This is a genomic window from Paludibaculum fermentans, assembly GCF_015277775.1.
Taxonomy (GTDB): Bacteria; Acidobacteriota; Terriglobia; order Bryobacterales; family Bryobacteraceae; genus Paludibaculum; species Paludibaculum fermentans.
Map to the genome: position 1 here is coordinate 4,746,736 of NZ_CP063849.1, position 25,776 is coordinate 4,772,511.

The following is a 25,776-nucleotide window of genomic DNA, read 5'->3' on the forward strand; positions in this document are numbered from 1 at the left end:
TGTAGAACAGATGCGCGGCCCGCACCTGACGATACAATTATAGGGGTAAGGATCTGGATACCCAGGTCCAGAAAGTCGGGCGCTATGGACAAGAACAAGTTGGCATTCAGGATTCAGATGGTGGCCGTTGTACTGCTGGCCGGTCTGGCTCTCGTCATGGGCAATTCACTGCGCGAGCGCGTAGTGGCTGTGGGCGACAAGGCCCCAAAGTTTACAGTTCGCACGGATCGCGGCCGCGAGGTCTCCACCACCGACTTCGGCGGCAAGGTGCTGGTCGTCAACTTCTGGGCCACCTGGTGCCCGCCCTGCATTGAGGAAATGCCCTCCCTGCAGGCCATGGCGCAGCAACTCGGCCCCAAGGGCGTCGTCGTCCTCGGCGTCAGCGTCGACAAGAACGACGTCAGCTACAAGCGCTTCCTGCAGCAGGCCCGCGTAAGCTTCGAAACCTCCCGCGACCCCGAAGCCAACATCAGCGCCGACTACGGCACCTTCAAGTACCCCGAAACCTACATCATCGACCGCGAAGGCAAGGTCCGCCAGAAGATCATCGGCCCCCAGGACTGGACCGCGCCCGAGGTCATCCGCAGCATCGAGTCCCTCCTGTAGTTGTAGTAGAGTGAGTGGCAACCATGGGCGCTTGGAAGGACGAACTGATCCGCATCGTTGGTCCGCGAGGGTACCTGAATCGCCCCGAGGACCTGCGGCTCTATGAGTACGACGGCGGTGTCGACAAGGCCCGCCCGGAGATCGTCGTCTTCCCGCGTACCACCGACGAAGTCAGCGCCATCGTCCGCGTCGCGCACCGCAACGGCGTACCCATCGTCGGCCGCGGAGCCGGCACCGGCCTCAGCGGCGGCGCCATCCCCGAAAAGGGCGGCATCCTGGTGGGCTTCTCCCGCATGAACCGCATCCTGGAGATCGACCTGGCCAACGAACGCGCCGTCGTCCAACCAGGCGTCGTCAACCTCGACATCAGCCTCGCCGTGGACGCCGACGGCTACTTCTATGCACCGGACCCGTCCAGCCAGCGTGCCTGCACCATCGGCGGCAATGTGGCCGAGAACGCTGGCGGCCCCCATACCCTCGCCTACGGCGTCACGACCAACCACGTCCTGGGCCTCGAAGTCGTCCTGCCCGACGGCACGGTCGTCCAGACCGGAGCCTGGTGGCCCGACACCCCCGGCTACGACCTCACCGGCCTGCTCACCGGCAGTGAAGGCACCATGGGCCTGGTGACGAAGATCGTCATCCGCCTCATGAAGAAGCCCGAGTGCGTCAAGACGATCCTGGCCATCTTCGACTCCGCCGACGACTGCGCCCTGACGGTGAGCGAAATCACCGCCCGCGCCATCACGCCCGCCGCCGTCGAGATGCTGGATGGCTGCATGCTCAAGATGGTGGAGGCGGCGGTGCACGCCGGCTATCCGCTCGACGCCGACGGCGTGCTTCTCATTGAACTCGAAGGAGTGCGCGAGGCCGTCGAGGAGCAGGCGGAACAGGTCCGCCAGGCCTGCGAGTATTGCCGCGCCCGCGAATTCCGCGTCGCCCGTAGCGAGGCCGAGCGGCAACTGCTGTGGAAGGGCCGCAAAAACGCCTTTGGCGCCATCGGCCGCGTCAGCCCGTTCTACTACGTGCACGACGGCGTCGTGCCGCGCACCCAGATCGCGCCCACCCTGCGCCGCATCGGAGAGATCTCCACCCAATACGGCCTGACCATCGGCAACATCTTCCACGCCGGCGACGGCAACATGCATCCCATCATCCTGTTCGACGCCCGCATACCGGGCGATCTCAACCGCGCCCAGGGCGCCGGCTTCGACATCCTCGAATACTGCATCCAGGTGGGCGGCTCCATCACCGGCGAGCACGGCATCGGCATGGAGAAGGTGCACCTCATGGACAAGCAGTTTTCCGCCGAATCCCTGGATATGATGCGCCGCATCCGCGAGCTGTTCGATCCGGCCCGGCTCTTCAATCCCGGCAAACTGCTGCCCGGAGCCAGAGGCTGCGCCGAGATCCGCCAGCCGCCGCTCATCGCCGGCAACCCGGTCTACTGATATTGGGGAGGTACACGGTCATGATGAACCGACGAGAGTTCTCGCTGGGCGCAATGGCGTTCTTCGCTCCGGCGCCGAAGGAGAAGATGACCCCGACGGAGAGGGTCACCGCGGTGCTCAAAGGCCGTATGCCCGATCGTCCGCCGTTCTCGTTCTGGCATCACTTCCACGACGAAGCGCAGCCGCCCGAAAAGCACGCCGCGTTCACGATGGACTACCAGCGTCGCTACCACCTCGATTTCGTCAAGGTGATGAGCGACTATCCTTACCCGAAACCAGCCGGCGGGCCGTGGTACGAGTTGAAGCCGGTGGATTCGCCGTTTCCCCGGCAGTTGCGGGCGCTGGAGCTCATCCGCGATGGCCTGGCCGGCCAGAAGTACTTCGTGGAAACGCAGTTCAACCCGTGGAATGTCGCCGAGAAGCTCTCATCGAAAGAAGCGGTCCTGCGGCTGATGCACGACAAGCCGCAATCGCTGCTGGACGCCCTGGAAGCCATCGCGAAGTCGGAGGCGAATCACGTCAAGGCAGCGCTCGAAGCAGGCGCATCCGGCGTCTTCCTCTCCATCGCCAATGCCCAGCAGACCGTCATGACCCTGGCCGAGTATCGCAAGTTCAGCGAGCCGTTCGACCGCATGGTTCTCGCCGCCGCGCAGGACGCGCCCATGAATACGCTGCACCTGCATGGCGACCGCGTCATCCTCGACTACTTCTGGAAGGGCTGGAACGTGCCCATCATTCAATATTCGGTGGCTGGCACCAAGTTCCCGATGTCCGAGGCCCGGCGCCGCTTCAACGGCGTGCTAATGGGTGGGTTGGACGAGAACAAATCGGCCACCTCCAGCGCCGCCGACATCACCGCCCTGGTTCAAAAAGCCCGCGTAGCCGCGCCAAAATGGATCTGCGCCCCCGGCTGCTCCATTCCGGACGACGCCACCGACGCCAGTCAGCTCAAGCTCAGCCGCGTCCTGCACGGCCAATGATGAGCTGGAAGACGCGCCGCTGGGACCTCTACGCTCCCTACTACGACAAGCTGATCGGCTTTGAGCACCTGCGCCGCCGGTCTCTGGACCTGGCCAGGCTGCAACCCGGAGAACGCCTCCTGGTGGACGGCTGCGGCACCGGCCTCGACCTGCCGTTGATCCGGTCCGGCATCGAGGTGGATGCCGTCGATCTCAGCCCCGGCATGGTGGAGCAGGCCCGCCGCAAGAGCGCCGCCGCCCGCATCCAGGTGATGGATGCGCAGCAACTCACCTTTCCCGATGCAACGTTCGATTGCGTGCTGCTGCACCTGATCGTGGCCATTGTGCCGGAGCCGCTGCGCTGCCTGCGCGAGGCCGGCCGCGTCCTCAAGCCAGGCGGCCGCATCATGCTCTTCGACAAGTACTTTCACGGCCCCGGCCAGCCACGCCTCATCCGAAGGCTGCTGAACCCGCTGATGAAGTTCCTGGTGACCGACCTGAACCTGCGCACGCTCGACCTCGCCGCCCAGGCCGGCTTCGAGATCGTCCATGAGGAACCCGCCATGTTGAACGGCATGTTCCGCATCGCCCGCCTGGAGAAGGTCTAAAGGGTCTCGAACTCAATGGTCTTCTTCAGCGGCGTCAGGCCGCAGAGGTAGACACTGGACCCCGGCAGCTTCGCCTCCGCGCCGCGCACCTGCGTATAGGAGTGCTGCGAGAAGCCCGGGCCGAAGCGGATGGCGTCCCCGCCGGCCCGCGCCACGGCATAACCGTCCTTCAGCAGGAAGCCGCCGTTGACCTTCGGTGCGGCTCCGACGCCCTCCAGCACCGCGTTCTCCCGCAGGTTCACTTCGATGGCGAGAGGGACTCCAGCCGTCCCCTGGGCCTCGATGTCGATCACGAAGCCCTTGGCCTTCTCCCGCACGGTGACGGTGTATCGCAAGCGCTCGATGTTGCTCTTCTTCCTCTGCGGTCTCAGCGCCGACCACTCGGACGCCTCCACGTGACGCGGCGGATCGAAGGGCTGATAGTACGGCCCCTCCAGCTCCTGCGTCATCCGGTAGCCGTCCTTGGTCTTCTCGTAGGACGAGGCGCGGAACTGCCCCTTGCCGAAGAACGCCGAGGCGAAACGGACCGCCTCCACCACACACCCACCCTTGCGCATCGTGAAGAACCGGCTGTTGCCGTTGAGCAGGATGCTGGCGCTCATCGCGCCGCGCCGGAACCGGGCGATCTTCACAGCCGGCATGAGCTTTTCGAAGTCGTCCGGCAGGGGCTTCGAGGCCGGCAGCGGCTTCTGCAGTTCGGGGTAACGCAGGTCGAACGAGAGCGAGCCGGCGCGCTGCTCGATGCTGCGAACCACCGTGGCGAACTGCCCGTTGTTGTCCTGGATGGCGAAATAGCGCAGCGGGAACCAGTAGCGATCCATCCCGGCGCGGTCGTACTGATCCTGCCGGGTGGAGATCTCGGTCACCACTTCCCCGCCCGGGTGGATGAGGTAGAGCATCGCCTCCAGGTTGCGGCGCACCGGATCCAGAAGCTCCGGCCGGCCCGTCTTGAGGCCGGTGACCAGCAGAGCCTTGTCGCTGACGGTGTTGTAGACCGTGGTGGACCGTTCGTCGAACTGCCCGTCGGAGTCGATATCGATCCCCTCCGCCAGCCACTGCGCAATGCGCCGCGGATAGCTGGGATCGGGCAGTAGTTCGTGGATCTGCGAGAGCGCCTCGCACACCACCCAGCGATGATTCGGAGTGTGGACGCCGCCGGTAGCCAACGCCTGGCCCGCCTTGCGCAGAAACGGCTCCAGGGCGGCAAACAGCGCCGGCTCGTTGAAGTGTTTCGCGATCCAGGCCGCGCCCGCCGCCCCGTGAATGACAAAGCCCAGGTCCGGTGTGGAGTGGAAATTGGTGACCAGCAGATCGATGGTGCCGTCGTCATTCTGCATGCGCGCCAGGTACCCGGCGGCCAGTTGGAAGCGCTTCCCCACTTCGGCCGACTTGTGATGCCGGGAGCCTGGGTAGACATAGGCGGCGATCAACGTATCGCAAAGGCCTGCTCCGGTGCCGGCGCTGAACAGCCCGAACTCGTCGGCGTAGCCGCCGCGATGAGGATCGGCCGGATCTGTGATCTGCTGCCGCAGAATCTGATCGACCGAGGCGTCGTGCCGGCGCACCAGCTCGGCCTCAATCGGGACAACGGCAGGGGCGGCGGCGGCGCTGGCGGCCAGGACGGCGGTGAAGTGACGGCGGCTGATAGGCATGGGCGGGTTCCCTGCGATTATAATGCCCGTGGAGTTTCTACAAATGTTGCTAAGATGTTCCGCCGCCCTGCTGCTGTTTTCCAGCCTGGTCTTCGCCGCTCCGCCCGTGCCGGATGCGGGCAAAGCCGGCCTGGACGCCGCGCAGATGCAGAAGATCGCGCCGCGGATGAAGGCGATGGCCGACGCCCAGATGGTGCCCGGCACCGTGACGCTGGTGCAGCACAACGGCGTGCTGGCCCACCTGGAAGCGAGCGGTTGGGCGGACATTGAGGCGAAGAAGCCGATGCGCACCGACTCTATCTTTCAGATCATGTCGATGACCAAGCAGTTCACCGGCGCGGCCATCATGATGCTGGTGGAAGAGGGCAAAGTGCGGCTGAACGACCCCGTCGAGAAGCACCTGCCGGAGTTCCGCGGCCTGTGGGTGATCGCCTCGGAAACGGACGGCGTGCGGACCCTGCGGCGTCCCGCGCGGCCCATCACCGTGCGCGACCTCATGTCCCATACATCAGGCATGGGCCAGGCGTCGCCCGGCCTCGGCGACATCATGGTGAAAATGGACCGCACGCTGGCCGAAGCGTGCCTCATCTACTCCCAGCAGCCGCTCGATTTCGAGCCCGGCACCAAATGGCAGTACTCCAACGCCGGCCTGGCCACACTGGGCCGGATCGTCGAAGTGGAGAGCGGGATGCCTTACGAGAAGTTCCTCGAAACCAGGATCTTCCAACCGCTGGGCATGGTAGACACCTATGTCTCCCTGCCCGCCGAGAAGCACAGCCGGCTGGCCGCGCTCTACGACCGGAAGGACGGCAAACTGGTGAAGGCCGGAGCCAACGTCCTGGGCGGCGACGCCCTGCAGTTCCGGAAAGGCGCGAAGTACTCCGGCCCCGAGTACAGTCTCTACTCCACCGCCCTGGACCTCGCGCAGTGGTACCAGATGATGCTGAACAAGGGCTCGCTGAACGGCAAGAAACTGCTCTCCCCCTCGTCCGTCGAAGTGATGACCAAGGTTCATACGGGCGACCTCAAGGCGGGGCACGATCCCGGCGTCGGCTTCGGCCTCACCTGGGCCGTGGTCAAAGACCCCATCGGGACCCTGACCGGACACAGCATCGGCACGTTCAACCACGGCGGAGCGTTTGGAACCTACGGCTGGGTAGACCCGAAAAAGGAACTGGTGGGCGTATTCCTGGTGCAGGATGACGATGATGCGAAGCCGGTGCGCGACGCGTTCATCAACATGACCAACGCCGCGGTGCTCGAGCCCTCCAAACAGTAGGCCGGTACAGCGATGGGCATCACGCTCGAAACCGAGGCCTTCGTCGCCTTGCAGCGCGCGGCGAACGGCCTGATGGAAGACATAACCAGGTTACTGAAGGGCTACGGCCTCTCCCCTGCGCAATTCAATGCCCTGCGCATCTTGCGCGGCGCGCGGCCCGCCTCCCTTACCTGTGGCGAGGTGGGCGACCGTCTCATCACGCGCGGTCCGGATGTAACAAGATTGCTCGAACGCATGGAGAAGGGCGGCCTGGTGTCACGCGTCCGGGGCACGGAGGACCGCCGGGTGGTGCGCGTCACGATCAGCGAACGCGGCCTGGACCTGCTGGCTCAACTCGATGAACCGGTGACAGAACTGCACCGGAAACAGTTTTCCGCCTTGCGGGAGCGGCGTACGGCCAGTCTGGTGAAACTCGCGAGCGCGCTACTTGCATCCCGGACCGCCCCGGATGCTTCTAAGATGTAGGGATCCATTTGGCGCCATTGGCACGGATCTTTCCTCGACTGGGGTTTCTTTCTAAATGCATGGGGTTTGGGAATTCGTTCTACACCACGGGTACGGCCTGATGTTTGCCGCCGTGTTTGTGGAACAACTGGGCGCGCCGGTACCGGCCGTGCCGGTGCTGCTGGCGATGGGCGCCATGGCGGGACTGGGCTACTACTCCGTCTCGCTGTCCCTGTTGCTGGCCATCATTGCCGCCATGGCTCCGGACGTCCTGTGGTACTACCTGGGCCGCCGCCGGGGCGATTCGATCCTGGCCCTGCTCTGCAAGCTGTCGCTGGAGCCGGACACCTGTGTCCGGACGACGACCAACGCGTTCGACCGCTGGGGCCCGGCCACCCTGCTGGTCGCCAAATTTATTCCCGGACTCAGCACCGTGGCGCCGCCCCTGGCCGGCAGCGCGCGGCTTCCCATGGGACGTTTTCTGGCCTTCGATGCCGGCGGAGCCTTCCTTTGGGCGGGCTCCTCGCTGGCGGTCGGCTTCCTGCTGCGCCGCAAGGTGGAAGAGTTTGCCGAGGCGCTCTCCAGCTTTGGCATTGGACTGCTGGTGGTCGTAGGGTCGCCCCTGGCGGCCTGGATCTTCTGGAAACTGTGGCAGCGCGAGCGCGCCATGCGGCTCTACCGCATCGCGCGCCTGCAGCCCACCGACCTGAAGGCCATGCTGGATTCCGGAGAGCCCACGTATATCATCGACTTGCGCGGGCCCAATGCCATCAAGCGGTCGGGCTTTAAGCTGCCTGGCGCCTTGATGCTGCCGCAGGACGAGATCGACGTTCACCTGCGCGACTTGCCCGCCGGAGCGCACCTGGTCTTCTATTGCAGTTGACCGAACGAAGCATCCAGCGCCGGTCTGGCGCTACGGCTCCAAAAGATGGGTTTCGCGAACGTCCGGCCGCTGCAGGGCGGCTATGACGAGTGGGTCGCTCAGGGCTATCCTGTTGATAGCCTGTGAGGGGCTCTCATGCGGACTCTGGTCCTGATTCTTCTTGGTTCCACCTGTTTATTTGGCGGTAGTGTCACGGTCGCGTTCAATCCCACGGATCCGGCCATCGGGCCGTTTCCGTCGGATTTCATGACAACGCCGGATGACACGCAGAAGACCGGGCGGCGGGTGAACCTGCCGCTGCCGGACTGCGACCAGCGCGCCGGCGATTGCCAGGAGTTGACCCTGATCAACCAACTGGACGGTTTCAACGTCCAGGCGCGCCTGACCGTGCGGTTCAACGGCGCCATCGACCCGGCCACCCTGCGCGGCGGCGTCGTGCTGGTGTGGCTGGATGGTTCCAACCGGGTCACCCAGGTGAATCGCGTGAGCTGGGATCCGGCGACCAACACGATGCTCGCCAAGCCGGACCAGCCGCTGCGGCAGGGCCTGCGCTACGCGCTGCTGGTGACGGACGCGGTGAAGGATCCGGCCGGCTCAGCCGTGAGCCGGGATGACGGCTTTCAGGCGTGTGTCGACCAACTGATCGGCGGCGTCTATTGCACGGACATCAGCGCGGCGGTGACCCTGGCCGGCCAGGCACTTCCAGGCGCGGTGGTGACAGGCGGCTCAGTGTTTACCACCATGACCGGCACGACCCTGCTGGAAGCGGCGCGGCAGATGATCGATCTCAGCGCGCCGGCCTTCGAGCCGGTGGCGACCGTGCCCGTTCGCGACATTCGCACCCTGACAGTGCACGCCCAAGTCCGCACGGACGGCGACAAGTTTGAGGAAGTGCCCTTCCCCGCGCCGCCTGCGATTCTCGCTGTGTTGGGGATCGACCGCATTGCCTTCGGGACCCTGCAGTCGCCGCAGTTGTTGAACGCCCAGCAGGTGATCCCGAATACCCCCACGCTCGACCCGCTGCCCAAGGAGATCAGCATGGGCAGGGTTGCCTTCCACGTGCTGTTGCCGAACACGCCAATGCCGCCCGGCGGCTATCCGGTGCTGCTGGCGGCACACGGACTGGGCGACAACCGCCTGGCTGGCCCGTCGGTGATGGCGCAGTCGTTCATGCCGAGGGGCTATGCCATTGTCGCGTTGAACGCCGTGGGCCACGGCTATGGTCCTGAATCGACGATCCGCATTGGCAAGGACGCCGGGACCCAGGAGATTGCGGCGGCCGGACGCGGTGTCGACCTGGACGGTGACGGCGTGATTGGAGCCACTGAGGGGTGTATCGTGCTGGTGCCCGGCGCGCCGGTCTCCATCCGCGACTGCCTGCGGCAGACGGCGATCGATTGGCTGGCGATGGCGCGGGCGATCAAGCTCGGCCTGGATGTGGATGGCGACGGACGGCCCGACCTGGACGGCTCGCAGATGGCGTTCTGGGGGCAGTCGCTGGGTGCGTTTGTGGGCACCCTGGTGACGGCCACCAGCCCGGACATCCCCGCGGCGGTGCTGAACGTGGGCGGCGCCAGCGGCGTGGAGACGGCGCGCGTCAGCCAGTCGTTGCGGCCGCTGGTGCAGGGCTACCTGGGCCTGCGCGTCCCGGCGCGGCTGAACGCGTTCCCTGATTTCGACGAGCAGTATGTGGGGCGCGATGAACCGGTGAAGATCCTGAGCGTTCCGGGCGCGGCCGACATCAAGGATGTCTTCGAACGTCTGGAGTGGATTGAGGCAGCCGGCGCGCCTTCCACCTACGCTCCGCATTTGACCACGGCTCCCCTGGACGGCGTCCCGGCCAAGCGGGTGCTGTTCCAATTCGCGATCGGCGACCAGACCGTGCCGAATCCGTCGAACTCGCTGCTGGTGCGCTGTGCCGACGGCCAGGCGATGACGTCGATCTACCGGCACGACCTGGCGCGGGCACTGCGCCCGGAGCTGCCCGCCAATCCGCACACTTACTTCGCCTTCCTTTTGGACGCGAATGGAGCGCCCATTTCGCTGGCCGTCCTGGCGCAGGCCGCGACCTTCGTCCAATCGGGCGAAAGTGTGGTCCCGGACGTGAACAACCTGGTCAAGCCGTTCTTCGGCATCAACCTGTTCGAGACGCCGGACGTGCTGCCGGAGACCACTGGTTTCCTGCAGTAGAACCGTTCATCGGCCCCTGGTCACCGTTCGCCGGAATAGCCGTGCCTGGAGAGGCCGGCCGGGCCTACGATCACATTGGGAGAAGTTCCAATGACGACCCGATGGTGGATGCTCTTCTTGAAGTGGATGGCCCGCGTGGCGGGCGTGGTGGTGGCCGGCGGCTTCCTGTTCTTGGTGGGCGCCGAGATCTTTTCGCCCCATTCCGGCGCTCCGACGCAGTGGCGGGAGTGGCTGGGCATCGGCTTGATTACCATTGCCTGCCTGGCGCCGCTGCTGGCGTGGAAATGGGAGATGGAGGCGGCCGTGCTGTCGCTGGCGGCGCTGGCGGCCTGGGTAGTGATCGTGCAGGTCCGGCTGGATCGGGGCGGCAAGGTGGTGGCCGTGATGGCGGTACCGGCATGCCTGTTCCTGCTGGACTGGGCAGTGAAGAAGACCCTCCAGAAGCCCATGCAGACCAACTGAGCGCCCCGCCTGGCCTGGTGCGCTACCCTGGAAAACATTCCCGGCTGACGCTGGGGATCCAGGGTAGAGATGAAGACGCTGCGACTGTTCGCCTGCCTGCTGCTGGCCGCCGGAATGTGGGCGGCCCAGCCACTGCGCTATGCGCTGGACCTGACGGTGGTGCCGGAACGGCCGGAGTTCAATGGCGTCGTGCACATCACGGTCCGGCTGGATGCGGCCACCCGGGCGCTCACCCTGAACGCGAAGGACCTCGTTCCAGCCGCGGCGCAGGTGCGCCTGGGTGGCCGGACCTTCACGGCACGTGCCTCGGTCCTGAACCCGGAGGAGCTGCGGGTGGAGTGGCCCCAGCCGCTGGGTCCCGGCGCGGCCGAGGTGGAGATCCACTACCAGGGGCGCATCGATGACAAAGCCATGGACGGTCCCTACCGCCGGCAGGTGGAGGGCCAGTGGTATGTCTTCACCACCTTCACGGCCATCGAGGCACGCCGGGCGGTCCCGTGTTTCGATGAGCCGCGCTACAAGACGCCGTGGAAGCTGACGCTGCATGTGCGGCGCGAGCACCGGGCGTTCAGCAACGCTCCGCTGGAGTCCGAAGCGGACGAACCAGAGGGCATGAAGGTGGTGCGGTTCACTGAAACGGCTCCGCTGCCCAGTGAGCTAGTCGCCTTTGCCATAGGTCCCTTCGACACGGTGAACGGCCCGGACGCGGGCGAGCGGAAGGTGCCCGTACGCGTGGTGACGCCGAAGGGGCGCGGCGAGCAGGGGCGCTATGCGGCGGACATCACGAACCGCGTGCTGGAAGGGCTGGAGCGCTACACCGGGATCCCCTATCCGTTCCGCAAGCTGGACCACCTGGCACGGGCGGAAGGCGCCTTCGGCGCGGTGGAGAATCCAGGGCTGATCAACTACCAGCAGAGCACGCTGCTGGCGGAGCCAGGCAAGGACTCCGAGCAGTGGCGCGAGCGCCTCCGCCAGATCATGACGCACGAGCTGGCGCACCAGTGGTTCGGCAATCTGGTGACCCAGGCCGGCTGGGAAGACGTGTGGCTGAGCGAAGGCTTCGCCACCTGGCTGGCCGGCGTCATGATGGACGCCGAGCATCCGGCTACGGAGAAGCACCTGGCGGCGGTGGCGGCGCGCGAGCGGATCATGGCCGCCGATGTGGGTCCCAAGGCCCGGCCGGTGCGCGTGCCGATGAAGAACCGCGAGGATCTCAAGGACGTCTACAGCCGTATGGTGTACCAGAAGGGCGCGGCCGTGCTGCTGATGCTGGAGGGCTGGCACGGCGCGCAGCGGTTCCAGGGTGAGCTCCAGCGGTATCTGAAGCAGAGGCCGTTTGGGACAGCCACCACGGACGACCTGGCTGACGCGCTCGACGCCAAGCCGACCCTGCACTCGTTTCTGGACCAGCCCGGAGTCCCGTCGGTTCAAGTGAAGCGGAAGTGCGAAAGCGGCCGGGGTGCGCTGGTGGTGGAACAGACGGCCGGCGAGGCCCGGTGGTCCGTACCGGTCTGCTGGAAGACGAACGCGGGGCAGGCTTGCACCCTGTTGACCGAAGCAGCGCGCGAGGTTCCGATGGAAGCCTGTCCGGCGTGGGTCTTCGCGAATGCGGGCGGGACGGGCTACTACCGCACCGTCTGGACCGAGGCGGAGTTGGAGGCAGTGGCGCAGGGCGGCCTGCCGGAACTGACTCCGGCGGAGCGGCTGACGCTGGTCTACGACCTGAAGGCGGGCGGCCACGGGCGGGCCCTGCTGGCCGTCCTGGCCCGGGATGCGCAGCCGCGCGTGGCGCAGGCGGCCGCCGAGGCGCTGAAGACGCTCAAGGAATCCGGGCAGGAGAAGCCTTGACGCCGGGCCGGCTGCCGGGCCAGAGCCTGCTGCGTTCCCTGCGGACCCGCGACCTGACGGCCGTGGTGCTGAACGGCGTGATCGGCGCGGGCATCTTCGGCCTGCCGTCCCGTGTATTCGCCCTGAGCGGCGACTACAGCCTGTTCGCGTTCCTGGCCTGCGCGGTGTGCGTGGCAATCATCGTCCTGTCGTTCGCCGAGGTCGCGAGCCGCTTCTCGGAGACCGGCGGGCCCTATCTCTACGCGCGGGAGGCCTTCGGGCCGAGCGCGGCCTTTGCCGTGGGCTGGCTGTTGTGGGTGGCGCGGATCTCCGCCTTTGCGGCCAACTGCTCGCTGCTGGCCGAGTATCTGGCTTTGTTCGTACCCGCGTTGTCGGGCGGACCGGCGCGGGCCGCATTGCTGGCCGTCGTTGTAGCGGCCCTGACCTGGCTGAACATCCGGGGCATCCGGCCAGTGGCCCTGGCGAGCAATGTGCTGGCGGTGGGCAAACTGATCCCGCTGGCCGGCTTCGCCATCGCCGGCTTGTTCTTCCTGCAGCCGGTGCAGTTCAACTTCCAGCAGCCGCCCAGCTACCGCTCGTTCTCGCTCTCCGTGCTGCTGCTGGTGTTCGCCTTCACCGGATTTGAGATGGGCATGGTGCCGGCCGGCGAGTCGAAGAACCCGAAGAAGGACCTGCCGCGAGCCCTGTTTTCGGGCATGACGGTGGTCATCGCCCTATACATGCTGATCCAGGTGGTGTGCATCGGCACGCTGCCCGGCCTGGCCGGTTCGAAACGGCCGCTGGCGGATGCGGCGGCGGCGTTCAGCGGACCCGCCGGAGCCGCGGTGATGGCAGCCGGGCTGGTGGTCTCGCTGGCCGGCAACCTGAACGTCCTGGTGCTGTCGGCGTCGCGGATCCTGTTTGCCATGGGCGAGCAGGGCGACCTGCCGGCACCCCTGGCGCGGCTGCACCCGGTATTTCGGACGCCGGTGGCGGCCGTGCTCTGGACCGCGGCGGCGATGCTGGCGCTGACGCTGTCGGGGACCTATGTGTACCTGGTGACGGTGAGCACGTTGTCGAGGCTGGTGGCCTACCTGGCAACCTGCGGGTCAGTACCGCGGCTGCGGCGGCAACCGGAGGCTCCGGTGGCTTTGTTCCACACGCCCGGAGGAGTGCCGATGGCGCTGCTGGGGGTAGTGGTGTGCCTGTGGCTGTTCTCCAGCAGCACCTGGCTGGAGGCGCGGGACACGATGCTGGCCACGGCGTTTGGCTTCGTTTTGTTCGGCGTGACCCGCTGGCGGCGTCCGGAACCTCGCTGACGATCCGCAGGGGCCCGGCTTAAGGCGGAGCCATCGCCCAGCTCTCGAAAATGGGTTTGTTCCCTCAAAAACACGGGAACCGAAGCCGCCGGCCCGCAATCCGGTCAGTCGCGGCGCAATGGGTTTGATCCCTCAAAAATGAGCGCTACCGGGCAGGCGCCCACGGCCGCTGATCTCTCATCACGTTCTCCGGAGGAAAGCCTACCGCAAGGGCAACAGCCTGACAGCCGCTCCGACCCGCAACTCATTGACGAAATAGAGGCAAAAATACCTCGAACCGGCGGCACCGGCCGAACGGGACAGCCAGAAATCCATTGATACTTTTGTGAAGATTTAGCGATGAGGGAGATGAGCGCTATCCTGTCACGACTTAGGCAATCTTGAATGGGCATTTCGACGGCTACTCGAGATGCAGGGGGGCAACCAGTCAGTCGCTGGTGATGGCAGTGTGGGTAGACACCAGGATCAAAAGAAGATGAGAGTGTGTGGATCCCAGACAGGCAGATGTTCCGGGAGAGCCCCTTCAAAGGAAAACGCCCCCAGCCGACTCAGATCCTTTGGTCGGCCAAACTCGGGCTGCTGACGGAGTTCCCTGGCATGGGCCTGGGAATATCCTGCAGGAATGAGTAATTTCGACGATGGTGTAACTGCTCGATTGATGGCAACTGGAAAATGGTCAAAGGATCAGGCTGAGGCGGGAGAACGAGCTAATTACCGCTGTGAGTACTGCGATCTGGACCTACTGAGCTCAATTGACAACTACAAACTCTGGACTCTGGACCATATAGTCCCCAAGGAAGTGGGAGGAGACGAGTCACTCGACAATCTCGCTATCGCCTGCAGGATGTGCAATGTGTACTTCAAGTGGCGGTGGGATCCCCGCAAAGGTGCCCCCGCAGGTGCCGACCGGGCCGGACTCGTGGCTGCGGTGCGCCTTCACGTCGAAGCACAGCGGATCCGCATGGCCGGTGACCTCGAACTTGTTCGACAAATTGTTGAGTACAAACCGAATCCAGAATGTCCCATCAGGTGATCCGGCCTAGGGAGCGAATCGGGAATGAGCCAGCGGTGCCGCCCGATGAGGCGGACGGTCTCGGGAGCTTCTCACAAATGCGGGTCTCGGCCAAAGGACCCGGATCGAGCCGCTATTGTCGTCCGTGAACCCGTCAGGCGGCCCCGCTACCGGCAAAAACCGCCCACCCTGCCCCGCATTTAGGATAACAGGCCGTCCACCGAGAAATCGAACTCGTTGAAAACAAACAAGATAAAGTCCAAAATTCAGCCCTCAAACCAGTCGACTTGCCCGCTCGAATTCGCATAACCTGAGTTCGTACCAACGGCACAGGCAATTGCGACAGCCCTGCGCCGCCAGCAATCAGCCGGATTCACACAGCAACACAAGCGTTCCGTCTACCGGCCCGGAACTCGACGCATTTTGAACTCAGCGAAGAAGAAGAGGAGAGTTGTGTGCCTAAAGCCATTACCAGACTAAACGTGCCAATCAAGGACCAGACGGCGGCCACGCAGGTGGGCCGATGACGGAACACGCGGTGGTCATCGCCGGAGGCGGCCCCACGGGCCTGATGCTGGCGGCCGAACTGGCCCTGGCGGGGATCGACGTCGCAATTGTCGAACGCCGCACCAGCCAGGAGCTCATCGGAGCGCGCGCGGGCGGCCTCCATGCGCGCACTCTCGAGATCCTCGATCAACGGGGCATGGTCGACCGGTTCCTCAAGGAGGGACATATCGCCCAGGTGGCGGGCTTCGCCGGAGTCCGGCTGGACCTCAGCGGATTCCCCACCCGGCACCCCTACGGGCTCGGACTCTGGCAGAACCAGATTGAGCGGATCCTGGCCGGCTGGGTCGAAGAACTGGCCGTGCCGATCTACCGTGGACGCGAGGTGGCGGGCTTCACGCAGGACGACTCGGGCGTCGGCATCCAACTGTCCGACGGCGGACTTCTGCGGGCTCAATACCTCGCCGGATGCGATGGCGGCCGCAGCCGGGTGCGCAAAGCAGCCGGCATCGAGTTCCCGGGCTGCGACCCGACCACCAGTTGCCTGACGGCCGAGGTGGAACTGGCCGAACTGCCGGAACTGGGCGTCCGCCACGACGCCATCGGCGTCCACGGCTTTGGGCGGCGGGAATATGAAATCCGCGACGGCAAGGTGGTTTTCAAGGAGAGCGGGCCCATCCGCGTCATGGTGACCGAGCGGCAGGTGGGCCCCTCCACCGAACCAACCCTGCGCGACCTCAGTGAGGCGCTGATCGCCGTCTACGGCACCGACTACGGCGTTCACAGTCCCACCTACATCTCCCGGTTCACCGACATGACCCGCCAGGCCGCGGCCTACCGCGACAGAAGGGTCCTGCTGGCCGGCGATGCCGCGCACATCCACGCCCCGGACGGAGGGCACGGCCTGAACACCGGGGTGCAGGACGCGGTAAACCTGGGCTGGAAGCTGGCCCTAGTGGTGAAGGGGATTGCATCCGAGGGCCTGCTGGATACGTACCACGCCGAGCGCCACCCGGTCGCCGCCCGCGTCCTGCGCCACACAATGGCGGCGGTCCAGCTACGACGCGCGGACGAACGCACGAAGGCCGTGCAGGATACCGTGGCTGAACTCCTGGGGATGGACGAGCCTCGCAAACGCTTTGCCGCCGAGATGTCCGGCCTGGGCATTCGCTACGACCTGGGTGAAGGACACCCGCTGCTGGGCCGCCGCATGCCGGATCTCGAAGTGACCGCGGCCCAGGGCCCTCTTCGCGTCTTCACCCTGCTGCACCAGGCCCGCCCGGTGCTGCTCCACTTAGGCGAGCCCGGCCGTGTGGACATCGCTCCCTGGGCAGACCGGGTTCAGTTGGTGGACGCCCGCTATGCCGGCGCCTGGGAACTCCCGGCGATCGGACCGGTCCCCCCGCCCATTGCCTTGCTAATACGCCCCGACGGCTATGTGGCCTGGGTGGGCGACGGAGCCCAGCAGGGCCTCGCCGAGGCGCTCACCCAGTGGTTCGGAGCGCCTCTCGCCCCATAGACACCGATGACCATTCCTGACCGCTGGGAAGCAGGCAGGACGCGCGGCTCATTCCGCCCGCAGCGCCGACATGGGCTCCACACAGGCCGCGCGCCAGGCAGGGATCAGCGACGCCGCCATCGCGACCAGGCCGAGCAGGACCGTAGCCATGGCGAGCATCGCGGGATCCCCCGGCTGCACACCGAACAGGTGAACGGTCATCAGCCGGCCCGCCAGGACAGCCAGGGGAATTCCAATCGCGAGCCCGGCCGCCACCTGCCAGCAGGCTCCGGCCATCACCATCGCCACCACGCGGCCGCGATCCGCCCCTAGGGCCATGCGCAGGCCGATTTCCCCCGTACGCCGTTCCACCATGTAAGCCAGCACGCCGAACAGTCCAACCACGGCCAGAACGAGTCCGAGAATGCCGAAGAGCGTCGTCAGGCCGGCAATCAGCCGCTGCTGCCGGAAATCCGCGCTGACCACCCGGCTGTACGGGTCCACTCCATACAGAACGAGATTCGGGTCGACGCTGGCCAGAGCGTTGCGCACCTGTTTTTCCAGCTCCGGCGGGTCGCCCGGCGCCCACAGCACGATGTTCTGGAGATTGTGGGACCAGATCTCACCGCTGCGGTAGGCCGGATCGTCAAACTGGACCGTCTGGGCTTCCGCTAACCAATACATCGGCCGGACGGGATTCTTGTAGTCGTAGGTCATGTACCGGACATCGTTGATCACGCCGACGATCTCATAAGTCCCCGCGTATTTGATCTTGCCGCTGCCGAAGTGCTGTCCAATCGGGTTCTGGTCCTTGAAGAAGCGATTCACAAACGCCTGGTTGACCACCGCCACGGGACGCGTCGTGGCCGTATCGTTTTCCGTGATGGGCCGGCCCAACACGGTCTTTGCGCCGATCGCTTCAAAGAAGCCCGGCATCACGCGGACAAAGCCGGCGCCTGTATCTTCCCTGGCGCCTGGCTCGGGTTGGCCCGCGATACGAATCCCGTTGTTCCAACTGTCACCCGTCAAGGGCGCATAGAGCGCGGGCGCGACCATGCGCATACCAGGGATCTGGAGCAGCCGCTCGTTGATCTGGCGGAACATCGGCTCCAGTTGCTCGGGCTTGTAGTTGCCCAGCATCGGATTGATCCAGGCGATATAACGGTCTTTCGTTTCGAAGCCGAAGTCCTGATGTTCGAGGTTGCGGAGGCTCTTGCCCAACAAGGCAGCCACGGATAGCAGGACCACCGAGACCGCGATCTGCGCAATCACCAGCCCCTTCTGGGTCCAGGCACGCCCGGCCCCGACGGAGCGCCCCAGGCCCCGCAGTGCATCGGCGGGATCGGCATGCGAAGTGATCCAGGCCGGTGCGATGCCGAACAGGATGCCCGTCAACATGGAAACCCCCAGGGCGAACAGCAGGATGGGCCAGGACGGAGCCGTCTGAAGAGGGACGTAGTTGGCCTGGCTGCCGCTCTGAAAGGCAAGAGTGACCATCACCTTCGTCCCGGCGTAAGCCACGGCGATGCCCAAAGCTCCGCCAACGACGGCAAGCAGGATGGACTCCACCAGGACGCCGCGCATCAGGCGCGCCCGCGACGCACCCAGGGCCACCCGGATGGAAGTCTGCACCCGATCCTTCAAGCCGCGCGTGAGCATCAGATTGGCGAGGTTCGCGCAGGCCACCAACAGCACGCAGCCGGCGGCGATCAGCAGCAGGTTGAGCCCGTCCTCGTACTGATCCCGCATGACTTCGATACCCGATCCGCCGGGCGCCAGGCGCACTGTCTGCTGGCTCCAGAGCTGTTTCTCGCCCGGCTCCATATCGGGCACGTGGCCGGCCAGCCAGTCGTGGAATTCTACTTTCAGCTTGGCTTCGAGCGTGTTCGGATTCACGCCCGGGCGCACCCGTCCAATCAGATTGAGGAAGTTCTGATTCGGCCGTTTCAGGCGCGCGGTCTCGCCATCAATGACGAGTTCCGCCGTCAGGGGCAGCCACAGATCGGGCATGCCCCAGCCCGCGAGCTTCGCGCCATAGAAGCCCGGAGCAGCCACGCCGACGACCGTGAAGGAACGGCCGTTGATCTGGTAGGCCGTGCCGACCACCGAGGGATCGGCGCCGTACTTTTCATTCCAGATCCGGTGACTCATCACCGCGACCGGCGGCGCGCCTTCGACGTCGTCCTCATCGGTCAACAGGCGGCCGATCCACGGCTGCACCCCGAAGGTGCGGAAGAAGTTGCCGGAGACGAACTCCCCATTGCGGGTTTCGGCCGGCGAAGCCGAGCCGGCCTTGCGCACGCCCAGTTGGGCATTGCCCGCCTGAAGCGCCGCCAGGTCAGCGAACTCGGGCGTCTGTGCGCGGAAGTGCCGGTAGGCTTCCCAGGAGAACAGGGAGAAATCGCCGTCATCGCCCTGGGTGTACCCGCCCCAATTGCAGCAGCGGACTTTGTCACCAATCTTCCAAAGCTCTTCCGGTTTTGCTACCGGCAGCGATTTCAGCATTACCTGGTGAACCAGGGTGAAGATTGAGGTGGTCGCTCCGATACCCAGCGTGAGGGTGATCACCGCCGTCGCGGTGACACCCGGAGCCTTTCGCAATTGCCGCACTGCATCGCGCAAATCGGCCAGCACTGGCACCTCCGGCGCTACTGATGAGAATCGAGTCCTGCGAACTCTCCCTATATACGACCGAGGCGCCCGATTGTGTGCTGACTCCGCGGCAAAAATTGCTGGCGAAGCAGCCCGTCGCGAGAAGGCGGCCGCCGAACGGCCGGCGAAATCAGGCCGCGACCCCAATTAAGGAGAAAATTGCACTGCGCTGGACAATTCATTAGTCCTGTTCAGGATGCCAACGAGGGAAAAATCCCTATCTGCTAGAATTCGTACATTCGGGCCCGTTTCGGCGGGCACGGCCGGTCCCAGCCCTCACAAAAGGCTGGTAATTATATGAATGCCCATTTGCGTCTTGCTCTTTCCTCTCTTTTCCTGGTGTCGATAACGCTGCCCGGCCAGTCCTTGCCGGCCTTCCTCGCCAGCCAGTATCCAGCCCCCGGCGCGGTGGGCGTGCCCCGCAATATCGTGATCCTGCTGCGCCAGTTGCAGGTGCCCGGGCAATCCTGCGGCTCTCTCAAGCTGGCGCGGGCAGGCGCCGCGGACGAGTATCTATCCGGCTTGGGAGGCGACTCCGATGGAAAGACCTGGGAGCAGATCTTTATTCCGAATGCGCCGCTTCTGCCTTTGACCCAATACACGGCCGTCGCCGGCTGCACGCCGCAGTCCTGGACCTTCCAGTTCACCACCGGACCCGATCTGGACAGAGAAGGCCCGCGCCTGGTCTCCGTTACGCCCGACCCGGCCGCCAGGGACACCAGCCCGTTCGGCCCCTTCACCTTGCGCTTTGATCAGCCGCTACTCAAGTCACAGGGCGTCGTCTCCCTGGCCAGCGGAGTCGGCAACACCGTCGGCGCAGGCTCGGTCAGCCTGACGGAGGATCGCCAGGGCATCGTGATTCGCCCGGAGTTTGCTTACTCGATCCCGCCGGTAATCATGATGCAATTCGCCCCGGGTTCAGTGCGGGATCTCAACAACAACCCCGGAGCCGGAACCACCACCACCATCCGCTTCCTCACCTCCCTGGTCACGGACGCCGGCGGCCCCCGCCTGCTCGGAATCGCCCCCGAATCCGGGACTACCAGCGTGCCCACGAACTCCGCCGTTCAGTTGCTTTTCGATCGTCCCATCGACTACACATCCGCCCAGCAGGGGGCGATCCTGCTGGAAGCCCGCGGCGTGAGTACGCCCGTACAGGCCGAGGTTTTCGGCGCCCTGGTCCGGCTCAACGGAGTCACGCTCCTGCCGGATACCGCCTATCGTGTGCGCGTCACCACCGGCCTGCTCGATGCGCAGGGCGTGGCCGTCAGCCAGGAGATGACTTCTGACTTCACCACCTCATCATCAGCGGATCCGGAGCCCACAGACTCGTCCCGGGTCAGCCCCAGGAATCTGCAGGTGCCGAGGAATGCCCGGCTCGTCTTCCACTCTGCTCGCCGCCTGCCTGCCTTCGTGCCGCTCCTGGTGACGGCCATCAACCAGTGTGCGTCTTCCGGACGTTCCTGCCCCTCGTGGGCCGTTACCTCCAGCCTTCAGGATGACGGCCGGACCCTGGTGGTCACGCCCAAGGACCCACTGCCGGCCTGGGCGAAACTCAACCTGAACTTGCCCACCACCCTGGATATCGCGGGCTTCAGCATCTATTCAGACCTGAGCTTTGCCACGACGGATCAGATCGACACGGACTCACCCACCCTCGCGGCCAGCACCCCCTCGGAAGGCGATGCCGACGTCTCCACCCAGGGGAATTTGCGGTTTGTCCTCAGCGAACCCGTGGGCCTGATGACGCCCGCCAATGCGGTCCGCCTCACCAGGGACGGCCAGGCCGTGCCCGGACAGCTCGTGTTCGGCTCAGCCTACTACTACAGCGAAACGACGGCGAACCTGTTCGAGTTCACACCCGATACCGCTCTCCTCCCGGGGACGTCCTACGAGATCGAACTGGTGGGCGTCGCCGACCTCGCGGGCAACATCATGCCCACCCGGAAAATCCGCTTCAAAACCGCCGCCGATGCCACCGCGCCCGCTATCTATCCGCGCCTGGTGAGCACCAACCTGGACTCCGGCGCCGTCGGACCGATGGATCCGCTCACCTTCGAATTCAATCTCCCCCTGGCGTCCGGAGCCTCCACCGCCACGGTGACCGTCACCGCCAGGCAGGGGGATACGAACCTTGCCTTTCCTCACCCGGTCCGCATCGAGTCCTCCGGCACCACGGTTCGCATCACACCCTTGCTGCCTTGGCCAGCCCAGCGCAGCATCATGCTGAGAATCGACGTTCAGGACAGATGGGGTCGATCGACTTCATACTCCAACCTGTTTCTCGCTGCTTCCGCGGGAGACACCGACCGGCCGGAGGTCGTCTCGATGTCGCCCGCCAACGGCACCCCCCTCAATCCCGGCCAGGCCATCCGCATTACTTTTTCCAAGCCGGTATTGAACGCCAGCCAGGTCAACGGCGGGTTGACTGCCTCGCAGGTAGGCTCCACCTGGACGCCAACCATCCTGTGGAGCGACGACCGGACCACCGCCACCATCCTCCCCTTCTATCTCTATGCCGGCATCCCAGGTTCCGGTTTGCCCATGACGCTGGCGGTCACCTCGGCCCTGGTGGATCTCTCCGGCAATCCGGCAAAGGCGTTCACCGCGCGCTTCCCGCTCAATACCCTGGGCGTGTCCGTCAGCCGGCCCTCTATCGCCAAGTCCTGGCCCGATCGACTAGCGAACAATGTCGACGTCCGCTCCTCCCTCCATCTCTACCTGTCGGGGCCCGTCGAGGCAGACCAGCTCAATCGAGCCGCCTGGATCGTAACCCCGGACGGCCGCGCGGACGGCGTCTGGCGCGTCTCCGGCGATGGCCGGCTCGCCACTTTCCAGCCCACGCAACCGTGGCCGGCCGGCAGTCCCATCCGGCTGATGCAGTTGGAGCCCGTCCTCACGGCGGATTACGGGTACAGCTTCACCACCGCCGCTGCCGTTCCCGATGGCCTCCAGGTGCTGCGCACCTCCCTGCTCGATCCCCATCCCGCCAACGCAGTCATCGATATTGAGTTCAACCAGGACATCCCCGCCGGCCGTGGTCCCGTGCGGCTCCAGACCGGCTATCCCCCCTTCGACTTCCCCGCTGACGAGACCCGCCCGCGGCCGAATGTAGTCCGCCTCGTGCCTCGCTCCGCGCCGCCCGTGGGCACCTATATCCGCCTGACCTCCAATCCGGATTCCACTTTGAATTGGAGTTCACCCTCTGCCGTGGTGCGCGCGGCCCTCCAGACGCCCCCGGCCCAGCCGCTCTACCGCTCGCCGCTGCCGGACAGCACCGGCATCGCCATCAACGCCCGTGTCTCCGTCGTGTTCACCGCCGACGTCAACTCCGTCAGCGCCAGCGAGGCCGGGGTCACCCTGACAACCGGAGGCGTCAAACTGCCGGCCACCCTGGTTCAAACCGCGCCCGGGCCCCGCCTCACCCTGGTCCCGCTCTCCCTGCTTCCGGCCAACTCGAAGATTGATGTCGCCATCACCGGCCTCGAAGACCGCCTGGGCCGGGCCATCCCGGCCATCACTTGGTCGTTCACCACCGGAGACTCCGTCGACGTAACAGCGCCCACCCTGCTCTATACCAACGCAAATTGGAATCTGGATCCGCAGGTCAATGCCGTCCTCACCTTCGATAAGCCCCTCGACCCGGCCGGCACGGAAGCATCCGCCTCCTACTCCCAGGCCATCTCCTGGAGCCTCAGCTCCGACCTCCGGACGCTCTATGTGATGCCCGCCGCCGGCTGGAAGCGCGGCGAAACTTACAATCTCAGCCCGCGCGTTGCCGATTGGTACGGCAATTCTTCCTCGGGGACCAGCGTCAGTTTTCAAGCTGGATTCGACAGCGACGGAACCGCGCTGGTCCTCCGCGCGGTCTCCCTCCTCGATGGACAGAAAGGCCTCCCGCTCAACTCCGTCTTCACTCTGCTGTTCAACAAACCGCTGGGCAGCGAAGACCTGCGCCCGGTCCGATTGACCACCGCCGGCAGGGACGTGCCTCTCGCCGTCAAATCCGCCAGCGGCAACCGCGTCACCCTCACGCCGCAATACCTGCTCGATCCCCTCACCAGCTACCAGTTGATCGTCGACGGCCTCCGGGATTCTTCGGGCAATGCGCTGGTGGGCGGCAAAGTGATCTCGTTCGTCACCGGGGAGAGCCTGAACGAGGCCGCCACCATCGCGGTCTATCGCCTCCAGTCAGCCGGCTCGCCGCTCTCCGTACGCTTCTCGCAGCCCATCGACATTACGCCGCTGCTGGACGATCCACAAAGGCTCACCGTCTACGATTCCGGCTCCACGGGCTCCTCCCTCCCCGTTCCAGCCGGCATCACGTGGACGGACGATCGCATGCAATTGACGATCACCCCCCGCAAGCCCTTCGTCCTCGGCGCCAGTTACTCGCTCTCGCTCGCCGGCGTCACCGGTTCGGCTGGCGGCTCGTTGTCGCCCCTCACCTTTCAGTTCATCCCGTCGGAATCGCCCGATCTCACGCCCGCCCAACTGACGTTTGTGCCGCCGGACGGTTCCACCGCCGTGCCCGTCAACGTACAGATGCAAGTGACCTTCAGCAAGCTGCCGCTGGTGATGCCGGCCGTGCGGCTGTATGAGAACGGCGTGCTGGTGCCCGCCACATTGGGCTCCTCCTATGGGAACTTCACCGTGAGCGGCCTGGTCACACTGTCACGCGCGCTGAAGCCGAACCAGTCCTACCGCATCGAGGTCGATGGCTTCCGGGATGCGCTCGATAACGAGATCGCCGCTTCCAGCGCCACCTTCACCACCGGATCCGGCTCGGAGCCGGCCCCCCTGCGCCTGACCTCCACCTCGCCCGCCAATGGAGACGCCGGCGTCTCACCGGATACTCCGTGGAGCATGACCTTCAACCAGCCGCTGCTGCCCTTCACGTTTCTTGAATTTGCGCCCCAAACCAGCCGGGCCATGCCCTTCGCGTTGACGACCCAGGTCAGTGGCCCTGTGTTCACCGTCACGGCCGCGCCCTCCTGGCCCGCCGCTTCCAGCATCAGCCTCATCCTGTTCACCACCACTCGCTTTGGACTGCCCACCTTTTCGTCGTGGACCGGCGCCATCCTCGAGCGGCAGCTCACCATCGGCTTCAAGACCGCCGCCGTCAATGATCCCACTCCGCCGGTCCTCCAGTCCGTCGAGCCGCCTGCGGGCTCCACCCTCCCCGGCGGCCGGGCGACCGTCACCCTGCGCTTCTCCAAACCGGTCGCGCTGCCCGGCACCGCCCTCCAGATCTTCTACGGAGCCACCAAGGCCAGCGTCACCGGCACCTTCAGCAAGGATTTCCGCAGCGTGAGCTTCAACCTGCAGCCGCCGCCCAACTCGCGCGTCACCATCGCCGGCAGCTCCGATATCCGCGACAATGCCGACAATCCACTGGAGCCCTTCGTCCTCGAATACGACACCGGCGAGAATGCCGTGACGGGATCGCCCACGGCCCAACTGACTGAACCCGCCCGGACCTGGTCTGTCCCGGCGGATACACAGATCACCGTGACCTTCGACCGGCCCATGGATCCCGCTTCCGTCCCGACGGCCCTCCGCGTCACTGAGAATGGCCAGAACTCCGCGGGCAGCATTGAGGTGCTCGCCGGCGACCGCGCCTACCGGTTCCATCCCGCTGCTCCGTTCGGCCCGGGCTCCCTGGTGAAGGTCTTCCTGCTTGGGACGGCTCAGGATACCAATGGACTGCTCTTCAACCCCGGCAGTGCGTGGCCGATCAGCCTGTCCGTGGAAGGCGTCGCCCCGCTCTCTTCGTCTCTCGAACTGACCCGGCGAGGCTTCCTCCAGACCGCGCCGGTCGACTCCCTGCTCGAGTTCGAACTCAGCGCCGAACTGGATCCCTCCTCCGTCAACGCGGAGTCCGTCTGGTTGCGGCGCGGCGCCCGCCTCGTGCCCGGCGAGGTCTCCCTGCGTGACCGCAGCATCGTCCAGTTCCGGCCGACGCAGCCGCTGGAGTCCGGCGCCCAGTATGTCCTGACGGCCGGCAGCGCCCTCCGCAGCCTCGAGGGCCGCCTGTTCGCCGGCCAGGACCTCGCCTTCCGGGCAGCGCCCGCCGTGGCCTCCGCCGAACTCGAGTCCGTCATCGAGACAGAGTGGGCCGGCCGCCGCGCCGTGCGGGTGCGCTTCACCGCGCCAGTCAGTCCGCTGGCCGCACGCGGCCTCAGCCTCGACTTCGACGGGGTGCCCGTCCCGGCGGAAACCCTCAGCACCACGGATGCTCGCGAGTTCCTCCTGCTCCCTGGCGATCCCCAGGCCCAGGGAACTCTCCACCTCAACCTGGACCGTGTACCGGAAGCCAACGGCCGCCCGCTGCCGTTCCGTCGCGTGTCCGCCGGCCGTGGGCCCTCCGCCCAATGAGGACCCGCCCGGAATGCAGCGCAGGCCTCATCAGCAGCGGCCCGGCGGTGCA

16 protein-coding genes are annotated in these 25,776 nt (G+C 65.6%); 14 read left to right on the forward strand and 2 right to left on the reverse strand.

The features are described 5' to 3' along the window. Positions 1–84: 84 nt before the first annotated feature. The 4 genes from IRI77_RS18630 to IRI77_RS18645 are packed head-to-tail and all read left to right on the forward strand — an operon-like array spanning position 85 to position 3,624. Positions 85–606: a TlpA family protein disulfide reductase gene (locus IRI77_RS18630; RefSeq protein WP_228486198.1), complete on the forward strand. Its 522-nt coding sequence runs from the start codon at positions 85–87 to the stop codon at positions 604–606. Between the two features lie 23 nt (positions 607–629). Further along, on the forward strand, positions 630–2,057 hold the full coding sequence (locus IRI77_RS18635; protein WP_194446551.1) for an FAD-linked oxidase C-terminal domain-containing protein: 1,428 nt from the start codon (positions 630–632) through the stop codon (positions 2,055–2,057). A gap of 20 nt (positions 2,058–2,077) precedes the next feature. Continuing rightward, positions 2,078–3,037, forward strand: coding sequence for a uroporphyrinogen decarboxylase family protein (locus IRI77_RS18640; protein WP_194446552.1), 960 nt, complete (start codon positions 2,078–2,080; stop codon positions 3,035–3,037). Then, entirely contained in the window at positions 3,034–3,624 is a 591-nt protein-coding gene (locus IRI77_RS18645; protein WP_194446553.1) for a class I SAM-dependent methyltransferase, read from the forward strand. The genes IRI77_RS18640 and IRI77_RS18645 overlap by 4 nt, the downstream gene beginning before the upstream one ends. Here IRI77_RS18645 and IRI77_RS18650 read toward each other — a convergent pair. Then, complete coding sequence (locus IRI77_RS18650; RefSeq protein ID WP_194446554.1) at positions 3,621–5,276, reverse strand: hypothetical protein; 1,656 nt, start codon at positions 5,274–5,276, stop codon at positions 3,621–3,623. The two genes, IRI77_RS18645 and IRI77_RS18650, sit on opposite strands and share 4 nt — an antisense overlap. Before the next feature lie 43 nt (positions 5,277–5,319). On the opposite strand from IRI77_RS18650, the gene IRI77_RS18655 reads away from it, so the two are divergent. The 9 genes from IRI77_RS18655 to IRI77_RS18695 all read left to right on the forward strand — a co-directional run bounded on the left by IRI77_RS18655 (position 5,320) and on the right by IRI77_RS18695 (position 16,715). Beyond that, positions 5,320–6,555 carry a serine hydrolase domain-containing protein gene (locus IRI77_RS18655; RefSeq protein WP_194446555.1) on the forward strand — a complete coding sequence of 412 codons (1,236 nt, stop codon included), beginning with the start codon at positions 5,320–5,322 and terminating at the stop codon, positions 6,553–6,555. 12 nt (positions 6,556–6,567) lie between these two features. Further along, the gene (locus IRI77_RS18660) at positions 6,568–7,020 is read left to right on the forward strand and encodes a MarR family winged helix-turn-helix transcriptional regulator (protein ID WP_194446556.1); all 453 of its coding nucleotides are present in this window, start codon (positions 6,568–6,570) and stop codon (positions 7,018–7,020) included. A 100-nt stretch (positions 7,021–7,120) separates the two neighbouring features. Further along, entirely contained in the window at positions 7,121–7,882 is a 762-nt protein-coding gene (locus IRI77_RS18665; protein ID WP_194446557.1) for a DedA family protein, read from the forward strand. A gap of 135 nt (positions 7,883–8,017) precedes the next feature. Then, a complete protein-coding gene (locus IRI77_RS18670; protein WP_194446558.1) occupies positions 8,018–10,072 on the forward strand; it encodes an Ig-like domain-containing protein in 2,055 nt (684 codons plus the stop codon). Between the two features lie 90 nt (positions 10,073–10,162). After that, entirely contained in the window at positions 10,163–10,534 is a 372-nt protein-coding gene (locus tag IRI77_RS18675) for a DUF7670 domain-containing protein (protein WP_194446559.1), read from the forward strand. 69 nt (positions 10,535–10,603) lie between these two features. Further along, the gene (locus IRI77_RS18680; protein WP_194446560.1) at positions 10,604–12,382 is read left to right on the forward strand and encodes a M1 family metallopeptidase; all 1,779 of its coding nucleotides are present in this window, start codon (positions 10,604–10,606) and stop codon (positions 12,380–12,382) included. Continuing rightward, entirely contained in the window at positions 12,379–13,680 is a 1,302-nt protein-coding gene (locus tag IRI77_RS18685; protein ID WP_194446561.1) for an APC family permease, read from the forward strand. Before IRI77_RS18680 ends, IRI77_RS18685 begins: the two co-directional genes overlap by 4 nt. A 622-nt stretch (positions 13,681–14,302) precedes the next feature. Then, on the forward strand, positions 14,303–14,713 hold the full coding sequence (locus IRI77_RS18690) for an HNH endonuclease (protein WP_228486199.1): 411 nt from the start codon (positions 14,303–14,305) through the stop codon (positions 14,711–14,713). A gap of 502 nt (positions 14,714–15,215) precedes the next feature. Beyond that, positions 15,216–16,715, forward strand: a complete 1,500-nt coding sequence (locus IRI77_RS18695) for an FAD-dependent monooxygenase (RefSeq protein ID WP_194446562.1) — start codon at positions 15,216–15,218, stop codon at positions 16,713–16,715. 48 nt (positions 16,716–16,763) lie between these two features. Here IRI77_RS18695 and IRI77_RS18700 read toward each other — a convergent pair whose 3' ends face one another. Then, positions 16,764–19,328: an ABC transporter permease gene (locus IRI77_RS18700; RefSeq protein WP_194446563.1), complete on the reverse strand. Its 2,565-nt coding sequence runs from the start codon at positions 19,326–19,328 to the stop codon at positions 16,764–16,766. Positions 19,329–19,655: 327 nt separating this feature from the next. Here IRI77_RS18700 and IRI77_RS18705 point away from each other — a divergent pair, with 327 nt between their 5' ends. Further along, positions 19,656–25,724 (forward strand): Ig-like domain-containing protein, encoded by a 6,069-nt coding sequence (locus IRI77_RS18705; protein WP_194446564.1) that lies wholly within the window; start codon positions 19,656–19,658, stop codon positions 25,722–25,724. The last annotated feature ends 52 nt before the right edge of the window (positions 25,725–25,776 follow it).